Source organism: Acinetobacter sp. CIP 101966, from assembly GCF_000369725.1.
GTDB lineage: Bacteria > Pseudomonadota > Gammaproteobacteria > Pseudomonadales > Moraxellaceae > Acinetobacter > Acinetobacter lwoffii_Q.
The window spans coordinates 1,132,795-1,155,481 of the sequence record NZ_KB850160.1; the positions used below are offsets into that span (position 1 = coordinate 1,132,795).

Below are 22,687 nucleotides of genomic sequence, written 5' to 3' on the forward strand. Positions count from 1 at the left end.
TAATCTCAAAACAATAAATGATAATGAGAATAAATATTATCCTCAACACCTATAATTCGAGCTTAAACTTCAGTTATAATTTTGCCACTTTTATAGATCTCACCCTTAATCTGACGACCATGTTTAAAAAGACATTTTTCCAAATCCACTGGTTTCTGGGGATTACAGCAGGTTTAATCCTCTCGATAATGGGGGTCACTGGCGCAATCTATTCCTATGAACAACAAATATTAAAATGGATGAATAGCGACAGTTATACGGTTCAGGTTCAGCAACGTGACAAACTCACGCCTGCCGAGCTGTATCAGCACTTTAACCGTACTGCGCCTGACATGAAGATCAACAGTATTACCGTGGCACAAGATCCAAGTGCTTCGAGTACCGTGAATGTCGCTAAAGAAGGCGCACGGCGTGGTCAGAACATCATGATCAACCCGTATACTGCGGAAGTCTTACCAGAGATTAAGGGTCGGGAGTTTTTCCAGTTTATTCAGCAACTGCATCGTAATTTGACGGTTGGTCCAGTAGGTAAACAGATTACCGGTGCCTGTACCCTGATGCTGATCTTTTTTGTCTTGTCAGGTCTATACCTGCGCTGGCCGAAACGTCATTCGATCAAGCAATGGTTCTTTGTAAAACCTCAGCTGAAAGGCCGTAATTTTATCTGGGATCTGCACGCTGTTGTGGGAACCTGGGTGGTGATTTTTTACCTGATTTTAGCCTGTACCGGCCTGTACTGGTCTTATGACTGGTGGCGCAATGGCATGTTTAAGGTACTGGGTGTAGAGCGTCCGCAACCGGAAATGCAGGCCAATGCCGGCAATAACCGTGGTGAAGGACATCCAGGCGGCGAACGTGGCCCACGTGCTGAAGGTGAAGCACGCGAAGGTCTCAGCCCTGAAACTACTGTCCGTGCACTAGACCAGAGCTGGATTGGCTTTAACACTGAATTTTCAGATAAGTATTCTACCGTAACGTTTAACCTTCCAAAAAAACCGGATGGCGAAATGCAGCTGAGCTTTGTGGATCCGATCGCTCAACATGAGCGTGCACGAAACAGTGCTACTTATAATTACCAGACAGCTGAATTTACCGAAGTCGAGCTGTATGAAGATAAAAAGCTCAATGAAAAGATCATGAGCAGCATGTTACCGGTGCATCGTGGCAGCTTCTTCGGCCCGATCTATCAGTTCCTTGTCATGGTCGCAGCCTTGTTGATGCCATTGTTCTTTGTGACAGGTTGGATGCTCTATCTGAAACGTCGCAAACAAAAACGCTTAACGCTGGAAGCACGTCAGGGTGCGACTGCAGTGAACGTCGATGAAAATGCCAAACCGTGGCTCATTGCTTATGCCTCACAAACAGGGGTTTCTGAGCAACTGGCTTGGCGTACAGCAACTGCCCTACAGGAAGCACGCCAACCGGTAACCGTCAAGCCGGTACAGCAACTGACGCTTGCCGATTTACAGCAAACCGAACAGGTATTATTTGTTGCCAGTACTTATGGCACAGGTGAAGCGCCGGATCTGGCTTCTTCTTTTGAGAAAAAAATCCTGTCTGCTCAAGCTGATCTCAGTCATTTAAGTTATGCTGTATTGGCCTTAGGTTCTCAGGAATATCCAGACAGCTATTGCAGTTTTGGTCACCGTATTGATCAGTGGTTAAAACAGAATGGTGCCCAGCAGCTATTCAATACAATTGAAGTCGACAATGCCAACAACGAGCATATCCAGCAATGGAATACTGCACTGGCACAAGTCACTCGACTTGAGCTACAAGCGATGAGTATCGATAAGACCTTTGATCACTGGAACCTGAGTAAACGTGAAGTCCTCAATCCAGGTAGTCTGGGTGCGCCTGCCTTCAATATCGAACTGACCCCTGAACATGAAGCCATCTGGCAAGCAGGTGATATTGCCGAGGTTCAACCAGGGAATAGCCAAGAACGTATTCATGCATTTATGCAAAAGCACCAGATTGCAGCGGGTACAGAGGTCCCATCTCTGCATCAAAGCATTGAACAGGCACTCTGGGATCGTGATCTGACTCAAGCTGAACCTTTTGATTCTCTGGATCAGCTCCTCACGCAATTACCGGCTTTGGCAACACGTGAATACTCGATTGCCAGCATTCCAAGCCAGCAGGTTTTGCGTCTGGTGGTACGTCAGCAAACCGACACGAATGGTAATCTCGGTCTGGGTTCCGGCTGGTTGACTCAACATTCAGCGCTTAATGCACCCATTGCACTGCGTATTCGCAGCAATGAGTCTTTCCACCTGATTGATGACAACCGCCCGATTATCTGTATTGGTAATGGTACCGGGATTGCGGGATTATTAAGTCTGCTCAGTGCGCGTAACCGTCAGGACTATAGCCAGAACTGGCTAATCTTTGGTGAACGTCAGCGTGAACATGACTTCTTCTTTGAAGAAACCATTCAGGCCTGGCTGCAAATGGGAACCCTGAAACGTCTCGATCTTGCATTCTCGCGCGACCAGCAGGAAAAAGTCTATGTACACCATAAACTGCGTGAACAGGCTGAAGAACTAAAAGCCTGGATTGCACAAGGTGCGGTGATTTATGTTTGTGGTAGCATCAATGGTATGGCCAGCGATGTGGATCAGGCCCTGACCGAGATTCTCGGTGAAACAATGCTAGATCAATTACGTCTGGATGGACGTTATCGCCGTGATGTATATTAAGATAACCTGATATGCTAAAAACCGGGCTCAATGGCCCGGTTTTTATTGAAGATACAAAAGCAATAATAAGAATATGAATAAGAAAAAAGGAACTCTGGATGCTCAATCAACTTAAACGAAGTCTTAGCCTGATCTTTGGCTTGATTCTATGTCTCAATAGCGTCTGGTTACTGAGCCAAGGTCAGAGGCATTTTGCTATTGCCTTGTCTACCTTCATTGGGGTGGCATTCATCCTGTATGCCTTGTTTTTTTCATCTATTCAGCGCTGGAAACAGAATTCCCGATTCAGAACCTTGTTCTGGAACAGTCTCTGGGGCGGATTTCTATTCTGGATCATCAGTGTCGCTGCTTTCTTCGCTTATATCCAGATGTCAATCAACCCGACTGTTCCGGCACGACCTGCTGCAGCGATTTTAGTATTAGGTAGTGGTATTAATCAGGGTCAGCCCTCACCCATCTTAAAAAATCGTCTGGATACCGCAGCAAAATATGCAGAACGATATCCGAAGACTTTAATCATTATGACCGGTGGACGAAATTTCTGGGAGAGACAGAGCGAAGCTGAAGTCATGCAAAGTTATATCCATACGAACTATCCGCAGCTCAACAACCCCATTAGCCTAGAAGATCAAAGCAGGAGTACCCAACAGAACCTGCAATATTCTCAGGCAATATTAAAACAGCAACATATTGATCGAAATGAGCCAATTGCGATTGTCACCAGCGATTTTCACAGCCCTCGTGCTCGCGCCATTGCCAGACATCAGGGTTATCAACAAGTCATCAGCCTGAGTGCCAGCACACCCCAGAATGTTCGCTATAATTCCTGGTTACGCGAATATTTTGCTTTGATTAGTGGCTGGCTACTGAATGAATATTCATTGTTCCAATAAACAAGCTGTTTTAAAAACAATAAATTTAATTTAAACGGATCTGCCTAGGCAAAGGCATATCCGGATTTTTAAACAGTTCAGGTTTTTGCACATAAATCTGATACAGATAATTTTTAATATCGAGTAATAATTTTTCCGGTGCCACCAGAATATTCTGTCCTTCCGGGGTCAGATCAAGCGAAACAATGGTACTTTCCTGACGTAAAAAGGGAATGACTTTCTCTACAAAATCCTTAAGACCAATTTCCTGAATCTCGTAATTTGCCCAATTGTCTTTAATCAGCAGTCGAGCCAGACCTTTACTTTGCCAGCAGGCAAATGCGCGTTGTCCGGTAGGCGTGGCACATAAGGCCCAGCCATCTTGGTAGAGTGCAAAAATGCCAGCATTGGCAACAATGGCTTCAATATATTGCTTATAAAGCTGTTGAGGATCGAAAGCAGTTTTTTGGGATTTGGTCGCGGCTTTGCGCTGATAGGGATTTCTCATAATCGTGAAATCTTAATATTATTATAATAGAATCAGATTCTAAGGAATAAATCGAGTTGAAGCAAGAAGATATGGTGGGCGCTGACGGGATCGAACCGCCGACATTCTGCTTGTAAGGCAGACGCTCTACCAACTGAGCTAAGCGCCCTGATAAAGAGTGTCAATCTTTAGTTTATTAAATTCAGGCTCAGGGACCTCAATTTAATTTCTTTTGAAATGGCGCAGCGGACGGGGCTCGAACCCGCGACCCCCGGCGTGACAGGCCGGTATTCTAACCAACTGAACTACCGCTGCATCGTAAGAATCTGGTGGGCGCTGACGGGATCGAACCGCCGACATTCTGCTTGTAAGGCAGACGCTCTACCAACTGAGCTAAGCGCCCTCAAAAGGTCTATCGTATAAATGGCGCAGCGGACGGGGCTCGAACCCGCGACCCTCGGCGTGACAGGCCGATATTCTAACCAACTGAACTACCGCTGCATTTACACAATGTCGCTATTGTGGCAAACGAAAATCAAGATCTTAAAGTGGCGCAGCGGACGGGGCTCGAACCCGCGACCCCCGGCGTGACAGGCCGGTATTCTAACCAACTGAACTACCGCTGCAACTATAAGGTCTCAACATGAAAGAGCTTGGTGGGCGCTGACGGGATCGAACCGCCGACATTCTGCTTGTAAGGCAGACGCTCTACCAACTGAGCTAAGCGCCCTTTCTAAACGTCTATCATCGTTTGATGGGTGCATTATAGAGAATCTGCACAGCCTGTCAAACGCTTTTCGGAATGTTTTCCACTTTTTAGGTGTGAGTGATTAAAAAATAGGTTGTTTGTTAAAAAAAACAACACTTTTTGTTTATTTTTTAAGTCTCTACCGAAATTTTTTAATTTTCAAAATGAAAATTGAAGCGAAATTTTGTGTTTTACCCTGCGAAGTTTCAGTCTAACCACACGACATATTGCAATTCTGATTAAGGATTATACAAAGCTTTAAAATACTCGACGTTGTGTTCATGTAATCTTGCAACTGTCATTTATTTTTAAGTGGGAAATAGCGATAAATTTAAGCTTTAGAGGATGATTCAACCTGTTCTATGCCATGAAAATAGGATCTGGATCAGATTAATCAATCTTTTCTCCTGTCTCCATCAAGATCAAGCAGATTCAGCCCATAAAAACAAAATCATTTTCACATGATCTTAAAATCTAACTTTTATTCGCTTTTCGAAACATTTAGTTTTTCCAGATCTAATGTCTGTTCTGAGATATAAACCAGTGCATCTTCACTGATCAGGTCAAATAATTCAGCGACCTCCGGATTACGCATACGAATACAGCCGTGCGACAGCGGCTCTCCCATCTTTTCGGTTTCTGGGGTGCCATGAATATAGATATAACGCTGATAGGTATCGCAGCCCTCCCCTTGATTAAAACCTGCCTCAAGGCCACTCAGCCATAAAATGCGCGTCAGGATCCAGTCACGCTGCGGAAATTCTGCTGCCAATTGGGGATTATAAATTTCACCCGTCACCTGACGTGCGACAAATACACTATTTAAGGGAGCATTCTGACCAAACTTTTCAGCGACTTTGTGCCATCCACGAGGAGTCTGGCCACTATTTTCAGTTTCGCCAATGCCATTTTTGCCACTGGAAATCAGATATTGCTTGTTTAGACGGGGCAGATACAGTTTTTGTTGGGCAAGATCAATCAGGATATCGGCTTGATCCAGATGCAAGGTACTCATGACTTGTTATTCTCAGACTCTATTTTGTTTGGTTTTATAGGGTTTAATTTACTATCTACAGATTGCGGAGTTTGTAGATCTGTCTTTTCTGGATCGACTGTATTTTGCTGAATAATGATCTGATTCGGTTCAGGGCGTCGCCATAACCAGATCGCGACGATCAGCATCGTAATATTGGTAAAGGCTTTTACGGCCAAGGGTGCCGTGGTAAACAGCATGATGATCCCGCTGATCAGCATCATGATACTGGCCAGCCATTTGGCCTTACGCGGTACAGTACCATGTACGCGCCAATCTCTTAAGGTCGGGCCATATTTGGGATGATTCAATAACCAGTCATCCATTTGCGGCCAGCCCTTGGATGCCGCCCAGGCCGCCAGAATCAAAAAGACCGTTGTTGGCATACCCGGCAGGATTGCACCGATAAAGCCCAGGATCACAAACAGCACCACCAGACTTCGCCAAAACAACACTTTCATATATCAACCCTAGCCGCAGAATTCAGGTAGTATAAAGCGTTTTCCGATACTGTCCGTTGTATTTCTGCACTTTTCACAGGTTGTACTATGCCCTTTTCCAGTTTAAACCAAAATCTTGTAGAAGCATGGCAACGTTATCAACATCCTTTGGTGCGGCAACTGGCATTTGCTATTGGCAGTCCGAATATCCTGTCCCATGTTCCAGATGAACTTGAGCTCATACATCGTTTTGAGTTGCATTACAGCCAGACCTGGCAGCAACATCTTGACCATTATCATCCACGCTTGGAGTTTCTCGATCAGCATCCAGAAGAATTAATCAAATTTGTGCAGCAACTGAAAAGCACACGTTTGGGGCTGCGCTTTGAAATGCTGGTCTGGTTCTGGTTGCTCGATGATGTTTACCATCCCTATCGGTTGCTTGGTCATAGTCTGCAAAAAATTGAGGGTGCCAAGACCTTGGGTGAGCTGGATTTTCTGTTATTAAATACCGATACAGGACAGATTGAACATTGGGAAGTAGCACTGAAATATTATCTGGCCGAAGCCGATTTTAGCCTGCCGCATTGGTATGGCCTGAACCGCACCGATACTTTAATCAGAAAAATGAAGCATTTCACGCAAAAACAATTCCAGTTTGATGAGGCTTTGCAGCATCCCATTCAAAAACGTTTTTGCGTCCTCAAGGGACAGCTGTATTTGCCTACACATCATGCCGATCAGCCAATTCCCTCATGGATTAATATAGAACGGCGTCTGGGTTTATGGGGACAGTATATTCCTGCTGCACAGCACGGTTTTTATCGTCTGCAACGACATGAATGGATTTATCCGCAAGCCCGGCCGAGCAGTTCAGCTGCGATCTGGTGGACGGATGGACTTTATAAAAAACTCGATAGCAATGACTTTTATATGTATCGCAATCCGGTGCTGATCCAGCATCCATCGCATAAGCCCCTATAAAGCATTACATTTATTAACCGAAGCACTATGAAAACCACATATTTTTTAGGGCGTATATTTTCTACTCTAAGTCCCACATCATAATAATTTTATTATTGATTATACGGAGATGATGATGAAAAAAATTCTTGCTGCTTCATTAATGATGGCTTTTGTATTGACTGGCTGTAACACCGTAAAAGGCATGGGCAAAGATGTGTCTAAGGCTGGCGATGCGGTAACCAATACTGCTGAAAAAACCTCTGACGAAATCCGTCAAAACTAGTTTTTTCCTAAACGCTCACAGAACCCTATCTCAGATAGGGTTTTTTTATATCAGTCGTTCACATTCACGTCTATATTCGCCTATTATAGAACCGAAAAAATTATCGACTGTTGAATACCGTATGAGCTCTTCCGCTACCCTCGATTTAAGCCTGCAACTATTACGTCAGCCTTCTGTCACACCGATTGATCATGACTGCCAGAACATCATGGCTGAACGCTTAAAGAAGATTGGTTTCAACATTGAATCCATGCGCTTTGAAGATGTAGATAATATCTGGGCACGCAAAGGCACAGAAGGTCCGGTCTTCTGTTTCGCTGGCCATACCGATGTCGTGCCAACAGGGAATCTGGATGCCTGGAACTCAGATCCTTTTTTACCAGAAATCCGTGAAGGCAAACTTTATGGTCGTGGCAGTGCCGACATGAAGACGGCGTTGGCAGCCATGGTAGTCGCCACAGAACGTTTTATTGAAAAATATCCGAATCATAAAGGTTCGATTGCCTACCTGATTACTTCAGATGAAGAAGGTCCATCGATTAACGGCACGGTGAAAGTGATTGAAACACTGGAAGCGCGTAATGAGAAAATTACCTGGTGTCTGGTCGGTGAACCGTCAAGTACTAATAAACTGGGCGATATAGTCAAAAATGGCCGTCGTGGTTCATTAAATGCCAACCTTACAGTCAAAGGCAAACAGGGTCATGTGGCTTATCCGCATCTGGCCGTGAATCCGATTCATACCGCTTCTAAAGCCATTGCTGAACTGTGCGACACAGTCTGGGATCATGGCAACGAATATTTCCCGGCGACGACCTTCCAGATTTCCAATATCAATTCGGGTACAGGCGCAACCAATGTTGTTCCCGGCACCATGAACCTATTGTGCAACTGGCGTTATTCAACTGAAGTGACCGCCGAAGAACTCAAAGTACGTACTTTAGAAATTCTGGATCGTCATGGTGTGGACTATGATGTTTCCTGGACTTTGTCGGGCTTGCCTTTCCTGACCCCGATCGGTGAACTAGTGAATGCAGCTAAAACTGCAATTCTGAATGTAACAAGAACTGAAACCGAACTCTCGACTTCGGGCGGTACCTCAGATGGCCGCTTTATTGCCCCTACCGGCGCACAGGTACTCGAACTTGGTGTATTAAATGCTACGATCCACCAGATCAATGAACATGTCGATATTGACGACCTAGAGCCATTGACTGAAATCTATGAGCAGATTCTCGTGAATTTACTCGCCAATTAAGTAAATTCATAACGCAATAAAAAAGGAACTCCCTGGAGTTCCTTTTTTATATTTTATAGTTTGAATTACAGTCCGATTGCAGCCTGAATATTCGTCATATTCGGAATATGGAACAGCTGTTCGTTCATGCGCACATATTGAAAGATGGCAGGATCATTCACCGGCTGATCGACATCGACCACTTCGGAAATACGAATCCGGATGGTTTTCGGCATTTCATTGCACATCAAGGCAAAACGCTGAGTGATTTCATCACCCTCAATCACCAGTGCCACCCCATTTTGACGTGACGGATCATTTACTGCATAGACCGGCAACTGTGCTTCATGCCACTCCACTGTCTTAACCTGGGTATTGCTATCCAGTGCTGACAGGACAATGTTTTGTGGCAATAACATCGGATCTTTGCCATGACAGTCAATAATATAGGCATCAATAAATCCGGTCGATACCGTAATCAGATGCTGAAGTTCCTGCTGGCTAATCTGATCAGCCATTTTGCTGTTCGAATTGGTCTGACTCATGTATTACCCCTGTTTTTCAGCAATCAGTTGTTGGATATTGGCCAGCAATTCCGCTTCCTGGAACGGTTTACCCATATAGTGCGTTACGCCCAGGCTGAATGCACGTTCACGATGCTTCTCACCGGTACGTGAGGTAATCATGATAATCGGCAAGTCACGGTGAATATCATGGTGACGAACCAGATTGGTCACTTCGAAACCGTCCATGCGCGGCATTTCGATATCCAGCAACATCAGATCCGGTCTGACGTTTTCAAGCTGCTCGATCGCATCTACGCCATCTTTGGCAGTGACAATATCATAGCCTTGACGTTCAAGCAGACGCGACGTCACTTTACGTACAGTCACCGAGTCATCGACAATCATCACCAGACGACGTGCATTTGAATTACGCGAACCATCACGCTGATCATTCAGCTGTTTGACACGCTGTGTCGCCTGAATCTGGCGGGCAACATTCTGTCCATCGAGAATCAGACAGACCTGACCATCACCCAGAATCGTGGCACCGGCCACTACCCCGACGTTGGCAAACTGCTGTCCAATCGGTTTTACTACAATCTGCGCTCGTGAACCGACCAGCTGATCGACCAGTAAGGCAATGGTCTGACCACTATTTCCTTTAATCAACAGCACCGGCAATGAATGCCCAACATTATTCAGACGTGGAATCGGCTGGTTGCCCACAAACTCAGACAGATAGCGCAGCTTATAGTTTGCGCCATCGATCTTGAAATAGTCATCTTTACTGTTGAAATAGCTTTCCAATGTGGTCGGCGCAATACGCACGATTCGGTCAATCTGTGCCAGAGAAATCGCATATTGCTGATCGCCCACTTTCACCATCAAGGCATCGCTGACCGCTACGGTCGTCGGTACGCGAATCGTAAAGACCGTACCCTTGCCCAGTTCCGAGCTTACTGACACATGGCCGCCCAATGATTTGATCTCGCTTTGTACCACGTCCAGACCGACACCACGACCAGAAATCTGGGTCACTGCTTTCGCGGTACTGAAACCGGGATGGAAGATAAATTGCAGGATTTCTTCCTGATCAATGACTTGATCCGCTTTGATTAGATCCAGACTCAGCGCTTTTTCACGAATCTTCTCTGCATCAATCCCCTTACCATCATCACTAAAGGACACGATTACATCGGTTCCCTGGCGGCTGATGTTCAAGACAATAGAACCGACTTCCGGCTTGTTCAGTGCGATACGATCTGCAGTATCTTCCAGACCATGGTCAATCGCGTTACGCAGCATATGCTCAAATGGGGTGACCAGACGCTCGAGAATATTACGATCCAGTTCACCTTCGGTATTCTGTACGATCAGTTCTGCAGGACGGTTCAAGGTGGTCGAGGTTTGACGCACAATACGCTGTAAACGCGGCAACATCCGGTCAAATGGGACCAGACGGGTACGCATCAGGCTTTCCTGAATCTCGGCCTGAATACGGGATTGTTGCAATAACAGTCCTTCGGTTTCGCGAATCTTGTCGGCTAAGGTACTCTTGAAGTCGACCAAATCCGATGCAGATTCTGCCAGTGATTTGGACAGCTGGTTTAGAGAGGAATATTGGTCCATTTCCAGCGGGTCAAAGTCGGCATAGCGCGAGTTCTCTGAACCATGTTTGGCAATAATCTGTGATTCCAGCTCGCCTTCCATTCGACGTAACTGATCGGCAAGACGCTTGATTGCCAGTTCCATCTCGTTCAAGGTATTGCCCAGCTGACCCAGGTCCATCTCGATACGCGAACGGTTAATCGAGTTCTCACCGGACAGGTCAATCATCTTCTCGACCAGATCAGCAGAGATACGGATCATCTCGTTATTGCTATCGCTGCTACCACTATTCGCCCACTCACCCATCATCTGTGGCGGCTCAGTACCATCACCTTCAACAAAGCCGAAGTCGGTACTGACCACCAGATTATCTGTTTTCGCCAGACGCTCAGGCAATTGCGCAGTAACGTCCACATAAGCAATCTTTTTCAGACTGCTGTGCAGCTGCTCAAAACCGTTATAGTCACGCTGGAAAATCGCCTGTCTTAACCAGACCAGCGTTTTCTGCAATAAGCCATCATAGGCATTCGAGTTAAATTGATAGACCGCAAACTGTTCGAAAGTTGTTTCCAGCTCATAGGCAATACTGGCCACTTCTTCAACATCAATCATACGTGCGCCGCCCTTGATACTGTGGGCAGCACGCTGTAATTGCAGCAATAAACTACGGTCACTACGCTGATCAAACCATTGATTGAGGAGCTTCTCGGCATTCGCCAGAATCTCTTCGGATTCTTCAAGGAAAGATTCTTCAACAATCGATTTCAGTTCGTCTTCTTCAGAGCGTTCTACTGGTGTGTCTTCAGTGGCCTCAGGAGATTCCAAGATTTCCAGTAATTCTTCAGCTTCAGCCAGATCAGTTGCAGGCTGTTCAGTCGTTGCTGACTCTTCAAGTTGCGGTTTAGGAATTGATGTCGCTTCGACCTCTGCAACTTTAACTACAGCGTTCGCGCTCTCCGCAGCAGCAACAGCTTGTCCAGAAACCAGCGCCTGAATATTTTGCAGAATCGCAATCGCTTCTGGTGCAGGATAATCAATACCGTCTTCCCGAATCGATTGAATACGATCGGACACGTTGTCCTGAACCAGACGGATAATCTGGATTAAAGCAGGTGTCACGGCAATTTGCTGACGAATCACCCGCTCATAAATACTTTCCAGTTCATGCGCAATCAAACCGATATGCGAAGCTGCAATCATGTTTGCACCACCTTTTAAGGTATGCAAATGACGCATCAGATTGTTCAGCGAAGTTGTATCGTCCTGTTTTTTGCTCCAGGTATTCAGATCTTCATCAATGCCTGCCAGCAATTCATCTGCTTCTTCCAGGAAGATACTTAGTAATTCTTCATCAAAATCACGGTTAGTTTCAGCACTTTGCCACTGCTGACGATCCGCAGCGATGCGTTGACTCAAACTAGCAAAATCGACACTGCCAGTCTCGGCTACTTGTGTGGTTTCTGAGCTTAGCTCAACATTCTGATTGCTAGTATCTTCAGCAAATATCTCGAGATCCTGCTGCACAAATGCAGACAGTTCACTGAGTATTTTTTGAATCTCATCATTCAGAATGACGCGCTGTCCTGCGGCCAAGGTATCAAATAAATGAATAAATTCCTGATGCGCCTGTGCGAACAGTTCATAAGCATAATCGCTGTTTAGCAGCACTGGCTTTTCAAGCAGCGCATCATAAGCCAATTTCAGGTCGGCAGTGAATTCATGAATGCCTTGCGCTGCCCGGCTTTCTGTATGTGCCAGCAATTCTGCAGCCTGCTGGCTGAGTGCCTGAATATATTCCGGATAATCGACTTGGGCGCGTTTATCAAATTCAAACTCGGCATCCAATAACAGATCAATATCCAGCTCAACCAGTTTAGACACCAAACCTTGCGTCTGAATGCTATTGGTTTCAGTAACTGCAAAGCCATAATCATGCCAGACACGCTCAAAGGTGGCGTATACCGCATCCAGTTTTGCAGTATTGCCCTGACGTAGCAAATGCAGATAGTCACTGACAAACTCGGCATACTGAATCAGTAAAGCAGTTTCTTTTGAAGTGGAGACAATTTCATCTTGTAGCAAGGTTTTGAACAGATGCTCTACTTTAGAACTGGCTTCAAAAATCTGGTCAATCTGCGCCATGGATGAACTGCCGCGCAAGGTATGAATCGCACGAATCAACGCATTATAATCTTGTGATTTTTCATCTTCAGTACGAAGGAAGGTGGCTATCGTTTCCAGATGCTCTTCTGCTTCTTCAATAAAGATCGCCACAGTTTCTTCGATATCACTGCGAACCGGTAATTCTACTGGAGCTACTGTTAGCTCAACTTCACTTGGCTCATTGTCTGCAAGCTCAAGACCTGTCATCTGACCTTCAGCGGTCAAATGATCTGCCAATGCTAATAATTCTTCTAGCGCAGGTTCAGGCGAAATTTGTTGTTGTAATTGTTGTCCCAACAGCACCATTGGACGCAGATCGAGATCCAATTGCTGTACATGTTTGAATTTTGGATATAAAGCATATTGATAGACATTCAGTACCGCTTGGGCAAATTTCTGTACCGTCGGTGTTAGCTGAATCGAACCGGACAAAACCCGGTTTAAGGTATCTTCAACCGCCCAGGCCATTTCCCCTGCCGATTTTGCCCCGACCATGCGGCCTGAACCTTTCAGGGTGTGAAAATGGCGGCGAATGGTCTTCAGATTTTCTTGATGATCTGGATTGCTCAACCATTCTGGAAATAAAGCATTTAACTCAACGAAGATCTCTTCGATTTCCTCAACAAAAATTTCAAGAATTTCTGCATCTTGGTCAAGATAACTATCTTCAGGAAGCGTTGTCGTTTCAACTAAATTTTTTAATATTTCTTTCATAGCTCATGCTTCTTACGTTATGCCGCCAAGAAGGGCGCTCAAACTTAATTGTGACCGTCACGCGATACCTAACGTATGAAGTTAAGTACATCTTGTCGAGGCTTTATCTGTATTTTCTGAATGTGTCTCAACCGCGGTCAAGACACATTTCCCCATCATGTCTGACTTTATTCTGGTAGTTTAAAGTCAGATACAGATTCACGTAATGCATCGGCCATGTTTGCCAGTTCAGATACTGAACGTGCTGTATCGAAGGTTGCACTGGTGGTTTGCGAGGTAATTTCCTGTACGACATTCATCGTGGTCGCAATATGACCTGCAGATGCTGACTGCAGTTTCGCAGCATCAGAAATGTTCGCAATCAGTTTCGCAAGGTTGTTCGATACTGTTTGAATCTCATCTAGTGCCACACCGGCATCTTTAGACAAGTTCGCACCACGTACAACTTCTGATGTAGTTTGTTCCATCGAAATAACGGCTTCGTTCGTATCCGTTTGAATGGTTTTTACCAGGCCTTCAATCTGCTTGGTTGCAGAAGCTGAACGTTCCGCAAGACGCTGTACTTCATCGGCTACGACCGCGAAACCACGACCTGCTTCACCGGCCATCGACGCCTGAATCGCTGCGTTTAATGCCAGAATGTTCGTCTGGTCAGCAATATCGTTAATCAAGGCTACAATGTTACCAATTTCCTGAGAAGATTCACCCAAACGTTTAATACGTTTTGAAGTTTCCTGAATCTGTTCACGAATCGTGTCCATACCCTCAATCGATCGATGTACGACATCCGCACCGTTTGCAGCAATTTGTACTGAACGCTCTGCTACCACCGCTGATTCATCGGCGTTGGCAGATACCTGGTCAATCGACAGTGCCATTTCGTTAATCGCTGCAGAAGCACCAGCAATTTCTTGTGCCTGATGCTCAGATGCTTCAGCTAACTGGTTGGTAATGCTTTGTGTAGTTGCAGTATATTGCGCAACTTCTTGTGAAGTTTCAGTAATACGCGATACCAGGTCACGTAACTGGTCAATCGCAAAGTTAATCGAGTCGGCAATTGCACCAGTAAAGTCTTCAGATACTGTTGCATATGAACGCAAGTCACCGTCTGCAAGATCGGCGATCTCATCCAGTAAACGTAAAATCGCATTCTGGTTACGGTCATATTCTTCTTGTAAACGGCCTACACGCTGCTTATCCGACAAGCCACGCAGAGAAAGTAACTTGAATACACACAGCAAGAAACCGACTAATAATGCGATCAGAAGGACTGCCGGAACAACCGTTTTAAGACCTGAGTTACCCGATAATTTATTCAGGTTGTCCAAAAGCACATCAGATTGAGAAAAAATAGATGCGGCTGCCTGACGAACTTTTACGATCTGTGTAGAGTTTTTCAGAATAATCGCTGATGCAGACTCGAGTACGTCATCATATTCAGCCTTGATACCTTCCAGAGATTCACGCAGAGTTGGATCATCAATACGCTGTACACCCAGTTCAGCAGAACCATTTAACTGTGCATTCAGATAAGAACCAAAAGTTTCGGTATCGGCACTGAAGTCATCCGCAGATTCACGTGAACCATCATTACCGGTCAGTACCAAACTGATTGAACGTAAGATACGTTCTGCAATGAATACCTGGTTTTTGGCAATAACCACCTGGTTCGATGGCATATCTTGACGTGCCATCTGGTCGACCATCAAGTTATATTCCGCCTGAATCCCTGGAATCGCTTCACCAATCGCGATGTTGGTGTCGTATAACTGGTTAATAATTTTTTGTTGCGAGGTAATCAGATCAATACTGCTGGATACTTCTGTCCACTGTTTATCAACAGCTTGCAAAGCATCATTGTTAGAGTGAATACTTTTAACTGTCTCAAGGTTTTCAGCAAAAGCTTTTTGCGAATCAGTCAGGTTCTTCATGGCCTCAGGCGTACCCGAAGCTGTCGCTTCAGTCGCTTGGCGCGAAATCGTTTGCGAGAGGAGACGCAAATCACCCAGACTTTGAGTGAGTTCGTTGGTACGTGGAACACTATAAAAAAGATACAATAAAGTGATCAGTGCGGCTAAAAGACAGCCTGCTGCTCCATAGATCAGCGGTTTTGATTTTTCACTATCACCAAATACACGTGATAACTGATCTACTTGCGTTTGAATCTTAGCTAAAAAAGCATTACCGCCTTTGCGGCCAGTGCTCTCACCTGTATTTTTCTTTTTAAGTTTAAAGCCCATGCAGCCTCTCCCCGGTTGACGCCTTGCTTAGTTTCGAGCGCGACATTTAATTTATAAATTTTATAGATGCGTTCATAAATTTTGGATTTTGCAACAGACGACTGAATAAAAACACATGCCACTGCTGGTTGTGCTGATGGAAAAACCCCTGACAATATTCTTGTAAGTTTTTATCCAATTCAGATTTCTTCGAAAAGAAACTTTTCTTATTGAAATGTTGTATACCCAAAACTTGATCTACGACCAAACCCACATACTGGTCATTATGGTTGATGCATAATACTTTTTGAGTCGGTGAAAATTGACTGCTCTGCCCTGATACATACTGCGTCAGATCAGAAACCGATAACAGTCTTCCCCGGATATTCGCCAGACCCAACACCCATGCTTGTGTCTTGGGTACCGGCGTATATTCTGGGGGATAAATCACTTCTGATACCTCCCCCAGCGGGGCAACAAAATATTGCCCCATCATCTCAAAAGCAATGCCCGACCATCGGTTAACTTCATTGCCATTGGAAACGTAGTTTTTATTCCCCCGTTTCGCAATGCGAAGCAATTCGATAAATCCATTTGCTGCCATAGAGCTTATCCTGCATTGAGGTGCTGCTTAATTACATCTATTAATTGTTTTTCATCGACTGGTTTTGTTAGATAATCCGCTGCGCCTTGACGCTTGCCCCATACACGGTCAGTGGCCTGATCCTTGGTACTGACAATCACGATTGGAATATGTTTGGTCGTTGCACCACGTGCAATCTGACGGGTTGCCTGAAAACCATTCACACCCGGCATAACCACATCCATCAGAACTAGGTCCGGCAATTCTGCCTGTGCCATGGTGACGCCATCTGCGCCATTGGCTGCTTCAATCACCTCAAAGCCATGTTTAGAAAGAATCTCTCTAAAGCGAAAAGTTTCTGTCGGTGAGTCATCCACAATTAGGATACGTGCCATGCCAATTCCCCAAAAAAATCAAATATTAAGCACTAATATGGTTACGGATTGCATTGAGCAATTCATCTTTACTAAAAGGTTTGGTCAGGTATTCATCTGAACCCACGACACGACCTTTGGCCTGATCAAATAAGCCATCTTTACTCGATAGCATAATCACAGGAATATTCTGGTAATTCTGAGAGTTTTTGATTAAGGCGCAGGTTTGATAACCATCCAGGCGCGGCATCATAATATCTACAAAAACGATATCTGGATTTGCTTCGGCAATTTTTGACAAAGCTTCAAAACCGTCTACTGCAGTAATGACCTCATAACCTTCGCGTTGAAGAAGAGTTTCCGCAGTACGACGAATGGTCTTTGAGTCATCAATAACCATAATTTTTAGATTTTGGAATTTATCGTCCATTTGTTTAACCCTTCCCATTTTAGAAACTATATGCCATAAGGCTCATAGGATTATTTTATTACGATCGATAAACATTTTTAACATAAAGTCACTTGTATTATCAATGAACATTTTCTACACAAGTAGACAAAATCATTTATTTTTAATAACAGCTTCACATTTTCTTATTGTTATTGGTTTTTTTTTGACTAACGGTAGTTTTTTATTGATAAATTTAAGTCTAATATAACAAGATTATTACTTTAAAATAAGTAATTTAGTCAACTTTAAATTCGGGGAGCCAATGATGAGTCAGTTTTTAAGAAAACTTGCTGTCATTGATAAAAATAAAATGACTGGTCAATTCATTGTTGTGGTGCTGCTACTGTTACAGGTGAGCTTAACGTGCGCGAGTAGTAACCAACTCCCGCAAAAAGCCACCTGGTATCGTTATTATGACAGCAAGGGTGTGGCCAATATCAGTACTAATGTCACGCCAAATCATATCCGTTATGGCTATGAAGCACTTGACCAGAATATGCAGGTCATTAAGCGAGCGCGTCCTTATAATGCCGAAGCGGATATCAGGCAAGCGCCACAACGTGCTCAACAGGCGCAGCGGATTGCCGAAGACCATAAACTCAAGCGCGCTTATAATAATAGCCAGACCGCTTTACAGAAAAAGAACGACAGCCTGGTCCAGTTAAAAAAACAGATTGATTTCCAGCAAGAGCAAATGAAGCAACTGCAAAAAGATCGGGTCATGTTTGTACGTCAGGAACGTGAATATTTACGTAAAGGTAAAACCCCACCGGCACACCTGAAAACAACATTAGACAATAACCAGAAAAATCTTGTTTCCCAAAAAGAAAATATTCAATCTTTACAAAGTCGCTATCGAAATCTGGAAGCAGAATACGACAAAATTATCGCCCGCTTAAAAGCACTTGAATAAATGCAAATAGCTGGCCATGGTTTTGATCCACAGCACGCTAAAAGGACTCATATGCAAACTGCACCGCATTCTCATGATTTTAATATGCCTTCCCCGCGCTCTATCCTGATCATGAGTGCACTTTGCTTAAATATGTTTTTAGTGGCTTGTGATAAAAATGAACCCGTACAGCAAGCCGAAACACCCAAATCCATTGAAGTCATTCCTCAAGATCTAGTTGCAGTTCAATCTGGCAATTCAGTTCAAAAAACTGCATTTACCGGCACTATTCGTGCAGTCAATCAAAGCAGCATACAGGCACAGGTCTCTGCTACTGCCACCAGCGTAAACGCGCAGGTAGGTCAATCAGTTTCCAAGGGACAAGTACTGGTACGCCTGAATAATCAGGACAATGCAGCCCGTCTGGCACAGGCACGTGCGAATCTGGCCTCTACTCAAGCGCAAGCCAATCAGGCTCGCAACATGATGCAGCGGAAAAAGCGCCTGCTCGATCAGGGTTTTATTTCAAAAGTAGAATATGAACAAAGTCAGGTCGATTATCAGGCACAACTGGAAAATGTCCGTGCCCAGCAAGCCAATGTTGATATTGCTCAGAAAGCAGATCGTGATGGCACCATGACTAGCCCGATCAATGGCGTGATTACCCAGCGCCAGGTCGAACCGGGCCAAACCGTGGCAATTGGACAAACCCTGTTTGAAATCGTCGATCCGAAACGGCTAGAAATTCAGGCACGCGTACCCAGTGATCTGCAATCAGGTTTAAGACGGGGCAGTCAAGTCGAATACAGCATTCAAGGCAATCCAAATCGGCTCACTGCCGTAATTAGCCGGATTTCCCCGATCGCAGATCAGGCCAGTCGCCAGATCGAATTCTTTGCCACGCCAAATGAAACAATTCCTTCACTTAGCATAGGCTCCTTTGTCGAAGGCAACATTCTGAGTTCACAACAGATTTCTGGCCAGCTGATTCCATTAGATACTATTCAAGACATTCAGAATAAACCTTATGTCTGGATAATACGCCAGAATAAAATTATCAAAGTCAATGTTCAGGTACTAGAACAGCGTTATAGCGACAACATTGCCGTGGTTCAAGGACTGGAGAGCAGCGATCAGGTCAGCCGGGTTAAGTTTAGCGAAGCCGATCTGCAAAAAACTGTCACCCTTCGCGCCAACTAAAACCATTCATACAGGATCATTGACATGTGGTTTACCCGAATTAGTGTGAAGTATCCGGTTTTCACCATCATGATGATGTTCTGTTTGATGGTGCTGGGGCTGGCTTCATGGCAGCGGATGGGCGTTGAAGAATTTCCTGATGTCGATTTCCCTTTTGTGGTGATCTATACCAACTATCCGGGCGCTTCTCCGGAAACGGTTGAATCGGAAATCACCAAGAAACTCGAAGATCAGATCAATACCATTTCCGGTTTGAAACAGGTGATTTCCCAGTCCAGTGAAGGCCTGTCCATCATCACCACTGAATTTAATCTGGATGTGACATCTACCACAGCAGCTCAGGACGTGCGGGATAAAATCGCTTCTGTAACTGCTGAATTTCGTGATGAGATTCAGGAGCCGATTGTAGAACGTTATGACCCGACGGCGAATGCGGTAATGTCGATCGTATTTGAATCCGACAATATGGATGTGAAAGCACTCAGTTCCTATCTGGATCAGCGGATCGTGCCACAACTACGCACAGTCCCGGGAGTCGGAACGGTCAATCTGCTTGGTGATGCGCAGCGCCAGATCCGGATCCAGGTAGAGCCGCAAAAACTGCAAGCTTTTGGCATCGGTGTGGACAGTGTGATCAGCACCTTAAAGGCCGAGAATATTGAAGTCCCGGGGGGGGCGCTTAAATCGGGTAATTCGGAACTGGTCATTGAAATCAATTCCAAAGTGCTACATCCCCTCGCCTTCGGCGATCTGGTCATTGCCAATAAAAACGGCGTACCGATTTTCCTCAGACAAGTGGCCAATATTCAAGACAGTCAGGCAGAGCTGGAATCTGCAGCTTTTCTGAATGGCAAAACTGCAGTGGCGATTGATATTTTGCGTAGTTCAGATGCAAACGTCATCGAAGTAATAGACAAGAGCTACGCAGCTTTAGAAAGTATTGAGGCGCAGCTTCCACAAGGTACCACTTTACAAGTGGTGGTGGACTCCTCCAAAAGTATCCGCGGCACCATTGGTGATGTAGCCCGAACCATTATTGAAGGTGCGGTACTGGCTGTGCTGATTGTCCTACTGTTCCTGGGTTCTTTCCGCTCCACAGTAATCACCGGTTTAACCCTACCAATTGCTCTCTTGGGCACGCTGACCTTTATCTGGGCCTTTGGCTTTAGCATCAATATGATGACTTTACTGGCGCTGTCCTTGAGTATTGGTCTGTTGATCGATGATGCAATTGTGGTGCGTGAAAATATTGTCCGGCATACCGACATGGGCAAAGATCACGTGACTGCTGCACTCGATGGCACCAAAGAAATTGGTTTAGCTGTTCTGGCCACAACACTGACCATTGTTGCCGTATTTCTGCCTGTGGCCTTTATGGGCGGAATTATTGGTCGTTTCTTCTACCAGTTCGGGGTCACGGTGAGTATGGCCGTTCTGATCTCGATGTTTGTCAGCTTTACCCTGGACCCGATGCTTTCTGCGCACTGGGCAGAAAAGAAAAAAGATCCAAACAAAAAACCAGGTCGGGTGAAACGTTTCTTTAGCTGGATCTCTGGCAAGCTAGATAACTTAAGCCATGTCTATGAAAAATTATTAAAACTGGCATTGCGCTTCAGATTAATTACCTTAATGATTGCTGTGGCTTCATTATTTGGTGCTCTGGGTTTATCCAAACTGATCGGCACCGAATTTGTACCGGTTCCCGATAAAGGCGAAATCCGGATCAAGTTTGAAACACCGGTCGATTCATCGCTTGAATATTCTCAGGCCAAACTGCAACAGGTGGATCAGATTATTCGTCAGCATCCGGATGTCAAAGCCACCTATGCGGTGATTAATGGTGCAACCGACCGCGGTAAAAACCATGTCAGTTTACGGGTGACCGTGACGCCGCGTACTGAACGTGAAAAGACCCTGAATGAGCTAAATAATGAGTTCCGCCAGCGTCTGCAATCGGTTGCCGGAATCAGCATTACCTCGGTGGCATCCGCCGATGAAACCGTTTCAGGCGGTCAGAAGCCGATCATGATTTCGATCAAAGGTCCTGATCTGGATGAACTGCAAAAAATTTCTGATCGCTTTATGACGGAAATGGCGAAGATTAATGGCATTGTCGATCTGGAAACTTCATTAAAAGAACCTAAGCCGACTCTTGATGTACAGATCAATCGTGTCTTGGCCAGTGATTTAGGTTTATCGGTCAATCAGATTGCCAATGTAGTGCATCCGCTGATTGCCGGTGATGATGTCACGACCTGGCAGGATGAAAAAGGTGAAACCTATGATGTGAATCTGCGCCTGACCGAAGACCAGCGCAGCTTGCCTAGCGATTTACAGAATATGTATATCACCTCAAATAAAACCGATGCCAATAATCAACCAATTCTGGTTCCGCTTTCGAGCGTGGCCAAATTTGAAGAAAAACTCGGTGCCTCGCAGATTAATCGACGTGATCTGGCACGTGAAGTGCTAGTCGAGGCCAATACCTCAGGACGTCCTGCAGGCGACATTGGTACGGATATCAGCCGCTTGCAAGAAAATTTTGATATGCCACCGGGTTATAGTTTCGATACTCAAGGCTCCAATGCCGACATGGCAGAATCCGCAGGTTATGCCCTGACTGCGATTATCCTGTCGATTGTCTTTATCTATATTGTGCTCGGTTCGCAGTTCAACAGTTTTATCCATCCTGCGGCAATTATGGCCTCACTACCATTGTCGCTGATTGGCGTATTTCTAGCCTTGTTCCTGTTTAACTCAACCATGAACCTGTTCTCGATTATCGGCATTATCATGCTGATGGGACTGGTGACCAAGAATGCGATTCTGCTGATCGACTTCATCAAGAAGGCCATGGACCGCGGCGAAGACCGTTATGATGCGATTATTGCCGCTGGTAAAACCCGTTTGCGTCCTATTCTGATGACTACCAGCGCGATGGTCATGGGCATGGTGCCACTTTCCCTAGGGCTAGGTGAAGGTGGTGAACAAAGTGCACCGATGGCGCATGCGGTGATTGGTGGGGTAATTACCTCTACACTGCTGACCCTGGTGGTGGTGCCGGTGATCTTTACTTACCTGGATGACTTTAAGAATTTTATGCTGCGTCAGGCACGTAAAATCATGGCATAATTTAATGCAACACAATGAGGTGACATTCCCAAAAGCTCACCTCATTTTTTATTGTATAATCCCTGCTTTAACGCTTA

General features: G+C 45.1%; 16 protein-coding genes, 6 tRNA genes and 1 pseudogene. 8 read left to right on the forward strand and 15 right to left on the reverse strand.

Going from position 1 to position 22,687, the window contains the following annotated elements; genetic code table 11:
* The first annotated feature begins 119 nt into the window (after positions 1–119).
* Positions 120–2,702: a PepSY domain-containing protein gene (locus tag F891_RS11570; protein ID WP_004280698.1), complete on the forward strand. Its 2,583-nt coding sequence runs from the start codon at positions 120–122 to the stop codon at positions 2,700–2,702.
* A 98-nt stretch (positions 2,703–2,800) separates the two neighbouring features.
* The gene (locus tag F891_RS11575) at positions 2,801–3,595 is read left to right on the forward strand and encodes a YdcF family protein (RefSeq protein ID WP_005104046.1); all 795 of its coding nucleotides are present in this window, start codon (positions 2,801–2,803) and stop codon (positions 3,593–3,595) included.
* Between the two features lie 25 nt (positions 3,596–3,620).
* On the opposite strand, the gene F891_RS11580 is transcribed toward F891_RS11575, so the two are convergent.
* The 9 genes and pseudogenes from F891_RS11580 to F891_RS11620 form a co-directional block, all read right to left on the reverse strand.
* Positions 3,621–4,082, reverse strand: coding sequence for a DUF2750 domain-containing protein (locus F891_RS11580; RefSeq protein WP_005104048.1), 462 nt, complete (start codon positions 4,080–4,082; stop codon positions 3,621–3,623).
* Between the two features lie 72 nt (positions 4,083–4,154).
* Positions 4,155–4,230 (reverse strand) — tRNA-Val (locus F891_RS11585).
* 69 nt (positions 4,231–4,299) lie between these two features.
* Positions 4,300–4,376 (reverse strand) — tRNA-Asp (locus tag F891_RS11590).
* A gap of 12 nt (positions 4,377–4,388) precedes the next feature.
* Positions 4,389–4,464: transfer RNA gene (locus F891_RS11595), tRNA-Val, on the reverse strand.
* A 21-nt stretch (positions 4,465–4,485) separates the two neighbouring features.
* Positions 4,486–4,562 (reverse strand) — tRNA-Asp (locus tag F891_RS11600).
* Between the two features lie 48 nt (positions 4,563–4,610).
* Positions 4,611–4,687: transfer RNA gene (locus F891_RS11605), tRNA-Asp, on the reverse strand.
* Between the two features lie 28 nt (positions 4,688–4,715).
* Positions 4,716–4,791 (reverse strand) — tRNA-Val (locus F891_RS11610).
* Between the two features lie 499 nt (positions 4,792–5,290).
* Complete coding sequence (gene elsL, locus F891_RS11615; RefSeq protein WP_004280701.1) at positions 5,291–5,824, reverse strand: cell wall-recycling L,D-carboxypeptidase ElsL; 534 nt, start codon at positions 5,822–5,824, stop codon at positions 5,291–5,293.
* 125 nt (positions 5,825–5,949) lie between these two features.
* Positions 5,950–6,303: pseudogene (locus F891_RS11620) on the reverse strand (YbaN family protein); the annotation flags it as partial.
* Positions 6,304–6,390: 87 nt separating this feature from the next.
* On the opposite strand from F891_RS11620, the gene F891_RS11625 reads away from it, so the two are divergent.
* The 3 genes from F891_RS11625 to dapE all read left to right on the forward strand — a co-directional run bounded on the left by F891_RS11625 (position 6,391) and on the right by dapE (position 8,789).
* Positions 6,391–7,266, forward strand: coding sequence for a DUF1853 family protein (locus F891_RS11625; RefSeq protein WP_004280703.1), 876 nt, complete (start codon positions 6,391–6,393; stop codon positions 7,264–7,266).
* A 112-nt stretch (positions 7,267–7,378) separates the two neighbouring features.
* Entirely contained in the window at positions 7,379–7,531 is a 153-nt protein-coding gene (locus F891_RS11630) for an entericidin A/B family lipoprotein (RefSeq protein ID WP_004280704.1), read from the forward strand.
* Positions 7,532–7,652: 121 nt separating this feature from the next.
* On the forward strand, positions 7,653–8,789 hold the full coding sequence (gene dapE / locus F891_RS11635; protein WP_004280705.1) for a succinyl-diaminopimelate desuccinylase: 1,137 nt from the start codon (positions 7,653–7,655) through the stop codon (positions 8,787–8,789).
* A 65-nt stretch (positions 8,790–8,854) separates the two neighbouring features.
* On the opposite strand, the gene F891_RS11640 is transcribed toward dapE, so the two are convergent.
* The 6 genes from F891_RS11640 to pilG all read right to left on the reverse strand — a co-directional run bounded on the left by F891_RS11640 (position 8,855) and on the right by pilG (position 17,365).
* The gene (locus F891_RS11640) at positions 8,855–9,313 is read right to left on the reverse strand and encodes a hypothetical protein (protein ID WP_004280706.1); all 459 of its coding nucleotides are present in this window, start codon (positions 9,311–9,313) and stop codon (positions 8,855–8,857) included.
* A gap of 3 nt (positions 9,314–9,316) precedes the next feature.
* On the reverse strand, positions 9,317–13,759 hold the full coding sequence (locus F891_RS11645; RefSeq protein ID WP_005104052.1) for a hybrid sensor histidine kinase/response regulator: 4,443 nt from the start codon (positions 13,757–13,759) through the stop codon (positions 9,317–9,319).
* A gap of 167 nt (positions 13,760–13,926) precedes the next feature.
* Entirely contained in the window at positions 13,927–15,999 is a 2,073-nt protein-coding gene (locus F891_RS11650) for a methyl-accepting chemotaxis protein (RefSeq protein WP_004645841.1), read from the reverse strand.
* A 46-nt stretch (positions 16,000–16,045) separates the two neighbouring features.
* Positions 16,046–16,582: a chemotaxis protein CheW gene (locus F891_RS11655; RefSeq protein WP_004280709.1), complete on the reverse strand. Its 537-nt coding sequence runs from the start codon at positions 16,580–16,582 to the stop codon at positions 16,046–16,048.
* A gap of 5 nt (positions 16,583–16,587) precedes the next feature.
* Positions 16,588–16,956: a response regulator gene (locus tag F891_RS11660; RefSeq protein ID WP_004280710.1), complete on the reverse strand. Its 369-nt coding sequence runs from the start codon at positions 16,954–16,956 to the stop codon at positions 16,588–16,590.
* A gap of 25 nt (positions 16,957–16,981) precedes the next feature.
* Positions 16,982–17,365, reverse strand: a complete 384-nt coding sequence (gene pilG, locus F891_RS11665; protein WP_004280711.1) for a twitching motility response regulator PilG — start codon at positions 17,363–17,365, stop codon at positions 16,982–16,984.
* A 286-nt stretch (positions 17,366–17,651) separates the two neighbouring features.
* Here pilG and F891_RS11670 point away from each other — a divergent pair, with 286 nt between their 5' ends.
* The 3 genes from F891_RS11670 to F891_RS11680 are packed head-to-tail and all read left to right on the forward strand — an operon-like array spanning position 17,652 to position 22,610.
* Complete coding sequence (locus F891_RS11670; RefSeq protein WP_005106249.1) at positions 17,652–18,299, forward strand: hypothetical protein; 648 nt, start codon at positions 17,652–17,654, stop codon at positions 18,297–18,299.
* Positions 18,300–18,350: 51 nt separating this feature from the next.
* Entirely contained in the window at positions 18,351–19,478 is a 1,128-nt protein-coding gene (locus F891_RS11675; protein WP_005263565.1) for an efflux RND transporter periplasmic adaptor subunit, read from the forward strand.
* A gap of 24 nt (positions 19,479–19,502) precedes the next feature.
* Positions 19,503–22,610: an efflux RND transporter permease subunit gene (locus F891_RS11680; RefSeq protein ID WP_005263566.1), complete on the forward strand. Its 3,108-nt coding sequence runs from the start codon at positions 19,503–19,505 to the stop codon at positions 22,608–22,610.
* Positions 22,611–22,687 lie beyond the last annotated feature (77 nt).

Bases quoted from the DNA above. Each gene is read 5' to 3' on its own strand.
- F891_RS11570 (WP_004280698.1), top strand. From the start codon at position 120: ATGTTTAAAAAGACATTTTTCCAAATCCACTGGTTTCTGGGGATTACA.
- F891_RS11575 (WP_005104046.1), top strand. From the start codon at position 2,801: ATGCTCAATCAACTTAAACGAAGTCTTAGCCTGATCTTTGGCTTGATT.
- F891_RS11580 (WP_005104048.1), bottom strand. From the start codon at position 4,082: ATGAGAAATCCCTATCAGCGCAAAGCCGCGACCAAATCCCAAAAAACT.
- elsL (WP_004280701.1), bottom strand. From the start codon at position 5,824: ATGAGTACCTTGCATCTGGATCAAGCCGATATCCTGATTGATCTTGCC.
- F891_RS11625 (WP_004280703.1), top strand. From the start codon at position 6,391: ATGCCCTTTTCCAGTTTAAACCAAAATCTTGTAGAAGCATGGCAACGT.
- F891_RS11630 (WP_004280704.1), top strand. From the start codon at position 7,379: ATGATGAAAAAAATTCTTGCTGCTTCATTAATGATGGCTTTTGTATTG.
- dapE (WP_004280705.1), top strand. From the start codon at position 7,653: ATGAGCTCTTCCGCTACCCTCGATTTAAGCCTGCAACTATTACGTCAG.
- F891_RS11640 (WP_004280706.1), bottom strand. From the start codon at position 9,313: ATGAGTCAGACCAATTCGAACAGCAAAATGGCTGATCAGATTAGCCAG.
- F891_RS11645 (WP_005104052.1), bottom strand. From the start codon at position 13,759: ATGAAAGAAATATTAAAAAATTTAGTTGAAACGACAACGCTTCCTGAA.
- F891_RS11650 (WP_004645841.1), bottom strand. From the start codon at position 15,999: ATGGGCTTTAAACTTAAAAAGAAAAATACAGGTGAGAGCACTGGCCGC.
- F891_RS11655 (WP_004280709.1), bottom strand. From the start codon at position 16,582: ATGGCAGCAAATGGATTTATCGAATTGCTTCGCATTGCGAAACGGGGG.
- F891_RS11660 (WP_004280710.1), bottom strand. From the start codon at position 16,956: ATGGCACGTATCCTAATTGTGGATGACTCACCGACAGAAACTTTTCGC.
- pilG (WP_004280711.1), bottom strand. From the start codon at position 17,365: ATGGACGATAAATTCCAAAATCTAAAAATTATGGTTATTGATGACTCA.
- F891_RS11670 (WP_005106249.1), top strand. From the start codon at position 17,652: ATGAGTCAGTTTTTAAGAAAACTTGCTGTCATTGATAAAAATAAAATG.
- F891_RS11675 (WP_005263565.1), top strand. From the start codon at position 18,351: ATGCAAACTGCACCGCATTCTCATGATTTTAATATGCCTTCCCCGCGC.
- F891_RS11680 (WP_005263566.1), top strand. From the start codon at position 19,503: ATGTGGTTTACCCGAATTAGTGTGAAGTATCCGGTTTTCACCATCATG.